The 13,368-nt window shown below is 45.2% G+C and carries 10 protein-coding genes; 4 read left to right on the plus strand and 6 right to left on the minus strand.

All coding sequences use genetic code 11. The features are described from left to right. Positions 1-179: 179 nt before the first annotated feature. From DOE51_RS11265 to DOE51_RS11275, 3 genes are all read right to left on the minus strand, one after another. Positions 180-1,814, minus strand: a complete 1,635-nt coding sequence (locus DOE51_RS11265) for a S8 family serine peptidase (RefSeq protein ID WP_142696672.1) — start codon at positions 1,812-1,814, stop codon at positions 180-182. Between the two features lie 355 nt (positions 1,815-2,169). Further along, positions 2,170-2,889, minus strand: coding sequence for a dolichyl-phosphate beta-glucosyltransferase (locus tag DOE51_RS11270; protein ID WP_142696673.1), 720 nt, complete (start codon positions 2,887-2,889; stop codon positions 2,170-2,172). Then, positions 2,889-4,979 carry a site-specific recombinase gene (locus DOE51_RS11275; RefSeq protein WP_142696674.1) on the minus strand — a complete coding sequence of 697 codons (2,091 nt, stop codon included), beginning with the start codon at positions 4,977-4,979 and terminating at the stop codon, positions 2,889-2,891. The genes DOE51_RS11270 and DOE51_RS11275 overlap by 1 nt, the downstream gene beginning before the upstream one ends. A gap of 107 nt (positions 4,980-5,086) precedes the next feature. Here DOE51_RS11275 and DOE51_RS11280 point away from each other — a divergent pair, with 107 nt between their 5' ends. From DOE51_RS11280 to DOE51_RS11290, 3 genes are read left to right on the plus strand one after another with little or no spacing between them, the layout of a single operon-like run. After that, on the plus strand, positions 5,087-5,644 hold the full coding sequence (locus DOE51_RS11280; protein ID WP_142696675.1) for a redoxin family protein: 558 nt from the start codon (positions 5,087-5,089) through the stop codon (positions 5,642-5,644). After that, entirely contained in the window at positions 5,644-6,093 is a 450-nt protein-coding gene (locus DOE51_RS11285; protein WP_142696676.1) for a FixH family protein, read from the plus strand. Before DOE51_RS11280 ends, DOE51_RS11285 begins: the two co-directional genes overlap by 1 nt. Further along, on the plus strand, positions 6,090-6,989 hold the full coding sequence (locus DOE51_RS11290; RefSeq protein ID WP_142696677.1) for a serine protease spb1: 900 nt from the start codon (positions 6,090-6,092) through the stop codon (positions 6,987-6,989). Before DOE51_RS11285 ends, DOE51_RS11290 begins: the two co-directional genes overlap by 4 nt. Before the next feature lie 52 nt (positions 6,990-7,041). On the opposite strand, the gene DOE51_RS11295 is transcribed toward DOE51_RS11290, so the two are convergent. The 3 genes from DOE51_RS11295 to DOE51_RS11305 all read right to left on the minus strand — a co-directional run bounded on the left by DOE51_RS11295 (position 7,042) and on the right by DOE51_RS11305 (position 12,123). Then, positions 7,042-7,554: a hypothetical protein gene (locus DOE51_RS11295; protein ID WP_142696678.1), complete on the minus strand. Its 513-nt coding sequence runs from the start codon at positions 7,552-7,554 to the stop codon at positions 7,042-7,044. A gap of 144 nt (positions 7,555-7,698) precedes the next feature. Beyond that, positions 7,699-11,217 (minus strand): efflux RND transporter permease subunit, encoded by a 3,519-nt coding sequence (locus tag DOE51_RS11300; protein ID WP_142696679.1) that lies wholly within the window; start codon positions 11,215-11,217, stop codon positions 7,699-7,701. Between the two features lie 102 nt (positions 11,218-11,319). Continuing rightward, entirely contained in the window at positions 11,320-12,123 is an 804-nt protein-coding gene (locus tag DOE51_RS11305) for a trypsin-like serine protease (RefSeq protein ID WP_142696680.1), read from the minus strand. Between the two features lie 242 nt (positions 12,124-12,365). Between DOE51_RS11305 and DOE51_RS11310 the strand changes: the two genes are divergently transcribed. Beyond that, positions 12,366-13,346 carry a M4 family metallopeptidase gene (locus tag DOE51_RS11310; protein ID WP_142696681.1) on the plus strand — a complete coding sequence of 327 codons (981 nt, stop codon included), beginning with the start codon at positions 12,366-12,368 and terminating at the stop codon, positions 13,344-13,346. The last annotated feature ends 22 nt before the right edge of the window (positions 13,347-13,368 follow it).

Consider the following 13,368-nt stretch of genomic DNA (forward strand, 5'->3'; position numbering starts at 1 on the left):
GTTCTCCCAATTCCGTGGTAGTTTTTTTTTCGAGACCCTCACCTTGACGGCCTTACAGATGAAAAGTTCATTATTCCTAGTCACGAAAAACAACTTACAAGAACGAAATTAACTATGTCCAAAACGACAAAAGGCCCTGGTTTCCCAGAGCCTTTCGTGAATTTGATTTTTAAATCAGATTAGTTTGCTGCTTTTGCTGCGTTTACAGCTGCTTCAGCATTAACAACACCAGAACCGTACTCATTGTTAGAGTTTGGACCCAATGCAGTCGCAGTTTGTTTCAAAATTGCTTTAACTTGCGCGCCAGTCAATTTTTTGTTTGTCGCTTTGATCAAAGCTACAACACCAGCAACGTGTGGAGTCGCCATTGAAGTACCTTGGAAAGAAGCGTAGTCAGTTGCAACAGTTTGAACAGTTGCTTTTACAGCTGTGTTAGCTTTCAAAGCCGCTACCAATTGTTGACCAACAGTTTGTTCGATCATGAATACTGCTGCTGGCAATGTTGAACCATCAGAAGTCAAAGAACCTTGCAACAAGCCTGGAGCGTTGTTGTAGATGATCGCGCCAGTAGCACCTGCAGCGATAGCATTTTTGATTTTATCGCCGAAAGAGATTTCACCGCGAGAGATCAAAGCGTATTTACCTTTAAGGTCTTTACCTTTGAAATCTTCAGGTTTACCCAAACCAGCATCAACCAATACGTTCGTTTCGCCGTTCAAAACTTCGCGAGCGCCTTGGAATGTAGCAGAGTTAACTTTCGCAGATTTTTGACCAACGATCAAAGTTACAGAAGACTCACGGCCAGTACCTTGTGGAACTGTAGACACAACGTCAACGCCAGGAGCAACAACTGCCAACTCAGGACCGTATTGAGAGAAATCAGCTTTCTTAAGAGTGTTATCAACTGCACCAACTGCGATTACAGAAGGAAGAGCCGCTGGGTAAGAAACTTTGTTTGAACCGTCGTTACCAGAAGCTGCTACAACAGTAAGACCTGCTTTATCAGCTTTAGCAACTGCATCTCTTTCAGCAGGAGTCGACCAAGCGCCACCCAAAGACATAGAGATTACATCAACTTTTTGTTGGATACCCCAGTTGATACCAGCAGCGATTGCAACGTTTGAGCAACCATCGTCAGAGCATACACGGCCCATCAAGATTTTTGCTTTAGGAGCAACACCTGTGAAACCAGAAGAATCCATCACGCCTGCGATTGTACCAGAGCAGTGAGAACCGTGACCAACGTGGTCTGTGAAATCAGAACCATCGCTAGCACCAGTAAAGTCTTTACCTTGTTCGAAGTTAGCTTTCAAAGAAGGATGGTTTGCATCGATACCTGTATCAAGAACAAGAACGCGAGCGCCTTGACCTTGTTTTGAAGTAGCCCAAGCTTGTGGAGCTTTAACAGCTACGATACCCCAAGGAGTATTTTTGCCAGGGATTTGAGTTTGTTGAGAAGACTTAGCAGCTGGAGTAGACAACCAACCTGCAACCGGACGTGGTGCTTCGTGGAAAACTTCTTTCTCTACGTATGCAACTGAAGGATCAGCTTGCAACTTAGAAACTTCAACGTCGTCTTTCGCGTTAACGATCAACGTGTTCAAATTTTCTAGAGACTGCTCAACTTGTCCATCAACTTTAGACAAAGTGTTCATGCCTGAATTTTTCAAGCTGTAAGAGCCTTTAGCTTTATAAGCCATGTTTGCAGCTTTGAACGTTTGTTGATCTTTCATGATCACGATCACACGTTGGCTTGCTTGGGCCGACGTCGCTAGCATCACAGACAAAACTAGTGAAAATGCATTTAGTTTCATTATTAGGTCCCCCCTAATTCCTTGGACTTCACCCTTTTGAAGTCCTTATGGAGACGCAGTTCATTTCACGATGAAACATTTATCAAGTACTCTTTTGGAACCACCTAAAAATAATTTTTAAGCAGAAAAAGTGAAAAAATCTGTCATGAGTGACGTAGTTCCAAAGTGGAACCCCAGTTCAAAAATAGAACCAGTTCAGCCCTTATTATAAGATTTGGTTATAGTTGCCATGAGTTAAACGCATTTATGGTGCTTAAAATTAATTCATTGTAAATGACGCGATGCTTTCCGTAATTCAACAAAAAGGCAGGATAGTTCGTGTCACTGATAATGGCGTGAGCAGTCTTTGAGCAGCTTATTTTAGACGAAAACGCAGTTTCCAAACAGTAAAGAACATTTCCAAACTGTCTCTGAACATGCGCACACGAGAGGCTTCTTGATGCGCCCAACGAATCGGTACTTCCAGGATAGATTTTTTGTGCTTTTGCATCTGTAAAATCAGCTCTACGTCCCACGCAAAGCGATCGACATACAAAGCTGGTAAAATATTTTTTTTGAACGCTTCATCTTTGCGCACGAGTTTGAAACCACATTGCGTATCATGAAATGGCAAGGAGACAAGACTCTTTAATATCTTATTAAATGTCTTTCCCATGCTTTGACGAATCCAATGCTGACGAACTTCAATCTGACTTTGTGGCAAACCGCGCGAACCCATAACTAATTGATAGCTCTCGCTGGGAATAACAAATTTATTCACTTCATCCCAGGGTGTCGCCATATCCGCATCAGCAATCAGCACCCACTCACCGACCGCGGTTTTCAATCCCGCACGAACAGCGGCCCCTTTGCCTTGATTCACCGACAAATCGACAAGCTTTAACAACGGAAACGTTTTCGCCGTTTCAATGACAAGTTTCGCGGTGCCATCGGCTGAGCCGTCATTCACAACCAGCACCTCAATCACATTCCATTGCAATTCCTTGTGCGCGATCATCGCCTGCAAAACTTCAAGAGTGCGAGGAAGACGCGCTTCTTCGTTATAAGCTGGAATAACAATAGACAGATCTTTCATTAGTGCGAGCGCCCTTCTGCAGTCGATTTTGAAACCGCTGCACCAACTGGGAGTAAGAAAGTCAGAGGATGATGCACAAGGCGTTTTAAAACCGCATTGCGAAGCGCACGACGTTGTGTCGTATTGATCGCACGAGCACGAATGGCAACTAACAAGGCCAAACCAAAACTGACTGAAACGTTAAATGTACCAATAAAGAAGATGCCGATGATGGCGCGCCAGAATTCCCAGTTATGAAGGTACTCAGAACCCATCACAGGAATTGCCGCACCCAACGTGCCTGAAGACAGCGTCACGTGGCGCACGTCTAAAGGAATGCCCACGAATTTTAAAATCTCTGGCACCATACCCAACATCACACCCAGAACAATGTTACCCACAAGACCGGAAATGTTCTTTTCAAAGAACAAAGCAATTCGGCGTGCATTCACTTTACCAAAAACCACTTTCAAAGTCGGCGAACGCGCCAATGTCTTACGTAAAGAGTAAAGCGCATACCAGTTGTCTCCCCAACCCGCAGCGATACTGGATAGCCATAATAAGACACCCGTAAATGCGGCATATAAAACAGCCGGGCCCGCAATATCAACCGCTTCGAAGGAGTGGTGAGCCGTTTCGTGCGACATGATGTGATGACCAAATAAAAAGAAAAACGCCGTATCAATCAGTAAAGTCACTGGCACTACCAGAAGAACGTTTCCTGCAACCGACGCCACTTGCGAACGAATAATATGAGTCACTTCATCAACGAAGCTTTCCATTCCTTCCGGAGTATCAACGTCGCGCATTTTTTCTGCCAAAGCAGGTGCTGTCATTGCTGGTTGCTTAGTTCCCAGCGTAAAGCCCGCTAAATGAATCGTCACGAAACTGATCGCGTAATTCAAAGACGCAAAAAAACCGGTCATGAACCCCGAAAGTCCCAACGCCAGGATCGCCGTCTTAATATAGACAGTTCCTGCCGTGATCGCACCACCGCCGGCAGCAGCCGAAACCATACGACGATATTCTTCTTTCGTGCGTGTGATGTAGTGCTCACCCGTTTCCGCGGCACGCTCTACTACTTTTCGGGCTAGCAAAGTGGAGTTTTGTGAAATCAAAGAGCGAATACTGCGCAGATCGTGATTTTCTTCGACTAAAGTTGCAAGGAAATGCGTGACCTTCTTATAGTCGACTTTTTCAGTGATCAAAATCTCAACCAAATTATCGATGCGCTTTAGATACGCTTGTAAACGCGCCATCTGGAACACCAGATTAATACTGACACCGTATTCATCTAAATGTTTATGAACTTGCGCAAGCTCACGACGACATTCCCACAACACCAGGCGCAAGCGCGAGGCTCTTTCAATGAAACCTTCACGATTCTCTTGGCGATAGGAAATTTGGAATTCCTCGAGGGCTCGCATTAAAGCGAAAAAAGCGGAATCACGGAAATTAGGTTTATCCATGCGATGACGGAAAGCTGGCGACAAACCGATGGCGCGAGTTTGAATGACCAAATACGCCAGAGCATCTTCAAGATCATCAATAAAACGATTCCAGTCGCCTTCTTCACTTGAGACTTCATAGTTAAAAAGCTCAATCACCTTCTCAAAGGTATTGTGATCAATAGAGGCAATCCACACGGGATCTTTCTCGTCTGGGAACAATGCCCAAAACAAATAACCCAGCTCATAATCCAAGGGCGGAGTTGGCAACATCTTCATCGTCAAACGATCCCAGATCTCGCCCAAGACACCCACTTCACGCGGTAACCCAGTTTCCGTATAAAGTTCGATACCACTGACGTTTTTCACAACCGAACGCAAGATCACCGCAACGGATTTCTTCCATTCCAGGTTGCGATCCAAAACCATCGTCAAATAACGAAGACGTGCTGAAGGAATCTTGCCCGTCTCTGTTTCGATATGCGAATCGACGTGGCCTTCGTAGCGCACCCATTGTAAAAGCCGCACAAGCCATTGCAGCCTGTCTTCCAAAGTTCGTTGTTCAGAGGCAGATGACAATAAAACATCAAGATCACTGTGGATTTTACCACTGCGTTTGTACTGTCTAAATCGGATGAGGTAGTCTTTAAGCTGCTTAAACATATAAAAATTTTAGCGAATATGGTCCCTGCACACAATCGCTCCGTGTCATAACAAGGCAACCAAATGTGGCGTTGTTTTCAAAGAGCATTGTGATAGAAAAAATCTCTATGAAAACTGCCTTTCTTTTAGTCATTACTCTATTGCTCCAATTTCACGCACAAGCGGCAGAAAAATTAAGCCGTATTGAAGCGAATGACGTTATCACTGGGAACACTCTGACAGTTGAACTGAATGACAAAGAGAAAAAGGGCAGCGTGCTGGTGTTCTTGTCAGCAAAATGTCCATGCTCTGCAAGTCATGAAGCTTTGCTTAACGAGCTTTCGGCAAAATATCCTGACTTCCGTTTTGTCGGAGTTCACTCCAATGCAGATGAACGCCCCACTGAAACAAAAGAGCATTTCGAAAAAGCCAAACTTGCTTTCCCTGTGATTCAAGACAGTAAAAACAAATGGGCCAACGAATTGGGTGCCCTTAAGACACCTCACGCCTTTGTGTTTAATTCTTCAGGTGAATTGCTTTATCAAGGTGGCGTGACAGACAGTCACGTGGGGCCTTCTGCGAAAAAACAATTCCTTAAAGATGTTCTTGATGACATTGAAGCTGGAAAATCTCCTCGTATCAAAGAAGGCCGCGCACTAGGCTGCTTCATTCAAAGAGAGGACTAATGAAAGCTTTATTCTTCGCTGCTCTTTTAGGTTTGTCTGCCTGTGCTCGTCCCGATTATATCGATCCAAAACAAGTTGTTCAGGAAGACAACAATACTCACTCAGCTTCTTGCCCGGTTTTGTTTTTAACAAGCAATCAATGCGCAAGTATTGAATGGGTTCAAGGTCCGCGCAGCTCGAGCGAGTCTGAGTTCATTGTGAAGTTCTGGAACAAAGGACTTGCAAGCATGCAGGGCCCTTACACGGATCCGGTTCAGTCTTTATCGATTGTTTTATGGATGCCGTCCATGGGTCATGGTTCCTCACCTGTAAAAATTGAAAAACTTCAGGACGGTGTCTTTCGCGTGCGCAAAGTGTTTTTCATTATGCCTGGCGATTGGGAAATTCGTTTCATTTATAAAAATCAAAATCTTATCGTCGATCAAGACGCCATTGCCTTAGTTATATGATCCAGGTTCTTTTTGCTTTCGTTATTCTATTTTCTTCATTGCAAACATATGCTGCCAGCTGCTGCGGTGGTGGCTTTGCGTTTCCGGCTCTGATCTTGGGTGATGATAAAGCCCAAGTGACAGCCTCTTATAGTTATGGACAAGTCACTGACGACGTTCTTGCGAATGGCAAATGGCTTCATCGTGATGACGACAATCAAAGTCAGACTTATAAAATTGAAGCCGCGATGCTGTTATCCGATGCGTGGCAAGCGGGCCTGACGGTTCCTGTCGTGTATCGCAAGGTCGCAAATGAAAACAGCACAGGTCTTGGTGATGTTTCTGGCGGAGTTGGCTACGAATTTTTGCCGGAACTAAGTTATTCTGCGTGGAAACCTAAAGGCATTGCGTACTTGCAAATCACTTTACCTACGTCGCCGTCAGTTTATGATTCCGATAATATTTTTGCGACAGACTCGCGCGGGCGTGGGTTCTTTACAGTCGGCAGTGGCGCTGTCTTTACCAAAGTTTTTGGAAGATGGGATGCCAATGCCAGCGCTGAACTTCATAAATCCTTTGAGCGCGAATTTGACAATGCGGGAGCCGGTGGAAAAATAACGGCGACTCCAGGTTGGGGTCACAGCTTCACAGTCGGTGGCGGCTGGAGTTACGGCGATCTTCGTTTGGGCTCGAGTCTTTCATCAATGTCTGAAGACGCCATTCGCATCAGTGGCGCGCAGAGCTCCAATGGTTCTATTCAAAAAAATATGACGTGGTCGATGATTGCGAATTATATGCTTGGTTTAGAGTCGGCACTGACTCTTTCGTATGCGGATCAAACACTCTTTGGTGCGCCGGAAAATTCCAGCTTATCTAAAACGGTCACTCTTAGTTACCAGCAGCGCTGGCAAAGGTAATCCACACTCCGGTCTTATTTACTGACCGGAGCATAGATTTTAAATCACTCGATTAAAGTGGTGTGATGCGAAGATGCTCGATACCAACTTGAGCACCCAAGCCTTTAACCAATTTCAAACCGATGTTCACAGCGATTTCTGGTGGTTTTACACGAACTGCTGCGAATGTGCCTGCACCACCGATGATTGCGCCTTGACCGTGAGCTACTACGTAGCTACCGAACAAAACTTCTGGGCTGCAGTTAAATAAGCTGATCTCTGAAGAAAGACCTGCGAATTTAAAATAGCCAAGCCCTACAACAGGACCGATGAAGTGTGAACCCATAGAGATTTGCACACGACGTGACCAGTGATTGCCTTCCAAATCAACGCAACCAAGAGTTCCTGTTGCTTCAGTTGTGAAGTGACCAAGAACCACTTTCACGCCGTAAGATGAACCTGTGAATTTCAATCCACATGTCCAGCTAAGTTTACCTTTTGCAACCATCTCATCATTGTTCACATCGTTTGCGTGAGCAAACATACCAGTCATTGTCAGAGCAAGAGCAACTAAAATCCCTTTCATAGATCTTCTCCTTATCAAGAATCGTTAAAAAAGTTTTCGTTATCCCTAGTGGTACTTTTATTAAAGGTCGTTGGTAAGTAGCCCCGATGAAAGACATATCGGGTGTGTTCCACTTACCACGGCGAACTGGTAAGATGAGTTGTATCAGTGGAAAAAATCAAAGAAGCCTTTTCGTTTTCTGTGTAGTTTATCGGGTTTTTCTACGGCATCTGCTTTCTCCGGAAACTCCGATTTCAAATTTTCTTTCGCGTTTCTTTTTCGATTTATATGCGAAGGTTTCGTTTCACTACTTAAGTCTTCGTCCTCGATCTCAGTTGAATGTGCTTCGTTATCGAAATCATCGATATACATTTGCGCATCTTTTGCTTGCCCTGGCTTCGCAGCACCAGCAAAAGCCCCAGCACCCGACTTCATCATCGCAGATAAATCTGCTTCCGCTGGTTTCCCATCGGCATTTAATAGCGGCGCACTACCCGATACACCTTCGCCACTCTCATTTTGGTCAAATGGCATTGAAGTCGCATCACCGACATTTTCAAACGCTTCAGCGACTTCTTGTTTTCTGACGTCACGCTTTCTAAAACGATCGACTAACGAATATGTCACCGGGACCACATATAACGTCAGCAACGTTGAAACAAACACGCCACCGATCAACGTGATCGCCATCGGTCTAAATGTTTCAGAACCCGCACCGGTTGCTAAGGCTGATGGGACCGCCGCAGAAATGGTTGCAACTGACGTCATGATGATCGGACGTAAGCGCACAGGACATGCTTCTTTTAATGCTTCATTCGCGTGTGCATTCGGATTGCGATCGCGAACAGAGTTGGTAAAGTCAATTAACAGGATGGAATTCTTTTTCACGATCCCCATCAATAGCAAAATCCCGATCATCGAATACATATTGATCGTTTGTCCCGTAATCAGCAGCGCAAAGAAGGCTCCGCTAAAACTAAACGGCAACGCCATCAAGACAGTCATGGGATCTAAGAACGAGTTAAACTGCGTTGCTAGCACCATGTAGGCAACAATGATCCCCAAAGCCAACGCAAAGATCAGACTGTAAAACGATTCCGAGAACGTTTTAGCGGCACCCGATTGTTCTACGAAGTACGTCGGCGGAAGTTCTTTCGCTTTATGTGCAATAAAATCTAAGGCCGCTTGCTGTGAAGCCCCCGGTGCTAAGTTTGCAAACAAGGTCACAGCACGCTGCCGATTCACACGGGAAATTTGTTGCAGCGAAGGTTTGGTATTTAACTCTGCCACTTTTGATAGCGGAATCAGATTGTTTTTATCGTTAGAAATTAACAACTCACTGAACTCTTCCCTCGGATCGGCTTTTTTCTCGAGCTGCACATAGATGTCGTAGCGATGCCCATTCTTCGTGTACTGACCGTTCTTCACGCCACCGATCAGCGCTTGAACGGTGTTACCGATGGCATCAACACTGACACCACGTAAGGCCGCCTGATCACGTCTGGGCACGACCTGAACCTCTGGCATGCCTTCTAAATAATCTGAATCGACGTCGGCCATCAGGCCAGATGCCTTCATGTCATTGATCATTTTTGTATTCAGCTCTGATAACTTGGCCCAATCAGGACCTTGCAACGAAAATTCAATCGGATAACCACGACCAGTTGAAAAACCTCGTGACGACAGATCCATCATAAAAATCAATGTATCAGATACTTGTTTCGACAACTCACTGCGCGCCAGTCCCATGAATTGTTGTTGTGTCAGTTCCTTCCCGGTTTTTGGATCTTTACCGCGTTGACCTTTATCCTTCATGGTTACGAACATCATCCCCGTATTTGAGTCACTGCCCCCACCCGAACCAGTACCACCGACAGCGGTATACATGTGCGCCACTTCACTGCGACCTTTCAACCACTTTTCAATTTGCTTTGATTTTGCATCAGTAAAATCCAACGACGCCCCGACCGGAGTACGATAGCGCAAAATGAATAAGCTCTGGTCTTGAACCGGAGTCATTTCTTTATTTAAAAAAGTAATTGCATAAAACGAAACTCCAACAAAGACGACGGATGCTAGCAACACCATCACCCGATGCCCCAAAGTCCACTCAAGAGTTTTAGAATAAAAATCGCGCCATTTATCCATGCCCGCATCGAAGGCTTTACCGATACGAGTAGTGCGATGTCCCGAATGCACGAAACTAGAACAACGCATAGGCGTAATCGTTAACGATTCAATCAACGACAACAACACCGCCAGCGAAATCGTAATCCCGTATTGCAAGAAAAACTTTCCGATCACCCCTTGCATGAAAGCGACAGGCAAAAAGATCGCGATGATGGCGACGGATGCCGCTAACGCTGCAAATGTAATTTCGCGCGCACCAATGATCGCGGATTCGATGGGTCGTAGTCCCTTTTCGTTATATCTAAAGATGTTTTCCAGAACCATGATGGCATCGTCGACGACGATACCGATGGCCAGGGTGAGCCCCAATAACGTGAACGTATTCAACGTAAAACCCGCAAAGTACAACCCGATGAATGCACCCATGATTGAAGTCGGAATTGCCAGCAAGACGTTTAAGGTCGCAGTCCAACTGCCCAAGAAAACCCAGCACACAATCGAAGTTAACAACACTGCTAAGATCAAGTGCTTGATCATCTCGTGCACAGATTGTTCGATAAATCGAGTCGAGTCAAAATTCACGCCGACTTTCATTCCTGGCGGCAGCGTTTTTTGCACCTCATCGATTTTTGCTTTCACTCCTTGCGCCACTGCGACAGCATTTGAGCCCAACTGCTTTTTAATCCCAAGACCTAACGCTTGAATGCCATCAAAGCGCGAAATGCGATAAACTTCAGCAAGGCCTTCTTTCGAATAACCAAGATCTTTTACTTTGATAACGTTGAATGGATCTTGAATGACCTGGCCCGCACGGCGATTGATGATCAGCTGATCGAAACCTTTACTGTCTGTGAACTCTCCCAAAGTGCGAACGTTAAATGCTTTTTCAGAATTTTGAATGAAGCCGCCAGGAATCTCTGCATGTTGTGAGGTGATTGAACTCATCACATCGGTCACAGAAATATTATTTTTCAAAAGTTTATCGGACTTAAGCCACACGCGCATCGCGGGATCCGTGTAGCCACCTAAGATGATGTCACCGACCCCGGGAACCGTTGTGAAACGATCCTTCAGATAATCTTTTGCATACGACATTAAAAAAAACGGATCATTTTTGTCGTAGGTCAAAGCAAGCCAGATAATCGGCTGATCATCAGGATTGGTTTTGGTGATAACGGGCGGATCAACATTGGTTGGCAACAAACGCTGCGCTTGCGCGACTTTGGTTTGCACCTCTTGCAAAGCAACGTCGATATTACGATCCAAAGTAAATTCGATGGTGATGTTCGCAATGCCGGTTTTACTGACAGAAGTGATACGCTCGACACCTTCGACGGAAGACACCGCATCTTCCACGGGATCGACAACAGATGTCTCCATAATTTCAGGCGCAGCACCTAATAAAGTGATACTGACATTTACTACCGGAAAATCGACGTCAGGAAGTTGGCTGACCCCTAAGCGCATAAACGAGATCGCGCCAAAGATGATGAATGCCGCAAACAGCATCCACGCAAAAACTGAATTTTTGATCGAGACGTCTGAGATACGCATAAGGGCCATTCTAATAGAAGAACGGCCCTCAAGGAATGGACGCGATACAAGCTGCTAGAACACAGCAAATTGTTTGCGCCCTAGCAGGATTAGGAAAGCTAATTATTTATTTAACTCTGCGGCTGCTTCAACGATAAACGTCTTGTAAGCATCGATACGCGTGTACACAGAAAAGATAAAGCAATCAGGAGTCAACGGAATCGGCAAAGAGTCGCCACGGCTTACAACACCCCATACGTACAACTGACCGTCGATATCCAAATAACCTGGACCACCAGAGTCGCCAGAGCAGATACCACGTTTTACTGATTGAGAAAGACTTAATTCAGTTTCAGACCAGTTTGGATCTTTCACTTGAAGTTCTGTCGTTCTTAATACGCCAGAACCTTTTTTGATAACCCATGACCAGTTCAAACCGTAACCCGCAACAACAACGGAAGTGCCTTTTTGTAGCAAGTTGAAATCAGGAAGAAGCTTCGCCGTTTTGTAACCAGCAGGCACTGGAACTGTGTTGTCGAATCTGATCACTGCGATGTCAGCCGTGTTCGTGCCACGTTTTGGATCGTAATCTTTGTGACGAACAGCACCTACAACAGGGCGCGTGTTGTCTTTGTTAAGATCGTTGAAATTCTCTTTAAAGATCACGATCATTTTTTCTGGCTTTTCACCAATACAGTGACCGGCAGTTAAAACAAGATTGGCGCTGATCAATGTGCCTGTGCAAAGGAACTTACCTTCTGTATCGTACAAGCCTACAGTTGAAGTCATTTCTCTGTCGCCAGGTTGAACTTCTTTGCCACCAACTATAGAACCGTTAGCGCTGACTTCCGTAGAATTTTGTGCCGATTTATCCGAGCACGCAGCAACCAACAATGACGAAACCAAAAGATATTTAAGAGACTTCAAAAGATACTCCTTGCAATAAAATCATTAAATCAAGAAGCGCTAAAGTAAGCGTTCACAGGAAAATCCGAAATAGGAAAAACTCTGTCAGGAGATTCTTTCATAGTGGTGCCACTAGAGTAACACTCTAGTTTGTGTACTTTTTAGACACCCTAGTAAATACACCAATAGATTAAAAACACCATAAGGCACTTCTTCACTTTCCGTGATAGACCCCTCACATATTTTAAACATTGAGGTGTCGAATGAAGTTTTCACACATTTTCGCTACAGGTCTTTTATTGTTCACGTTTAAAGCTAACGCCGGCGACGTGGTTGTTTATGATGCGGCTCTTTCCCCGATCGCGGGTATTGGCAATAACAAAGGCGTTAAAGTCCTTGTTAACGGCAACAAAGTGGGAGCGATTTGGAAACGCGTTTTCATTACTGATGAAGCACGCCGTGCCAGCGCGAACATCACTCTGGTTCGTGACTTCTATAAAAACAATTTCGGCAGAGACTCTTTCGACAATCGTGGTAGCGATATCGAAGCGACAGTTCGTGTCGGTCGTGGCTTCATTGATCTTTTCGGTATGAGACAAAATGCGGCGTGGGACGGTAACAAGTTCCTATTCGGCGGTGGCGAAAGCAACGGTTTGAAATGGTTTACAGGTGCGGTTGATGTGATCGGTCATGAATACACTCACGCGGTTGTGCAATACACTTCTAAATTGAAATACCAAGGTCAAAGTGGTGCTTTGAATGAACACGTTGCAGACTTGTTCGGGCAAATGATCCAAGTTAAATCAGGCCAAGGTGCCAATGACTTCTTGATCGGCGAATCGGTTCTAGCTGACGACTTGAAAGAATATGCGAGCAAAAAATACGGCTTCCAGGTTCAAGCTCTTCGCGACATGCTTCACCCTGAAAAAGGCTTGGACCCACAACCAGGTCACATGTCACAAATTCCTGCAGAATTGGGCCAAGATTGCAAACCGACAGCGCAAAATGACAACTGCGGCGTGCATAAGCTTTCCGGCATTCCAAATCGCGCAACAGCGTTGATGGTGCAAGCTTTGGGTTGGGATAAGTTAGCTCCGGTATTCTATGCCGTTATGACAGAGCGTTTGAGCGAAAACTCTCAATTCTCTGATTATGCTCGTGAAACGATTGGCGAGTGCCAACGTCGTTTGACTTCGGATGAGTGTTTGACAGTAAGCAACGCATTCCGCGCTGTTGGTCTATAATTTGTTGATACGGGCGCTGAGT

Source organism: Bdellovibrio sp. NC01, assembly GCF_006874625.1.
In the GTDB taxonomy this organism is placed as follows: domain Bacteria; phylum Bdellovibrionota; class Bdellovibrionia; order Bdellovibrionales; family Bdellovibrionaceae; genus Bdellovibrio.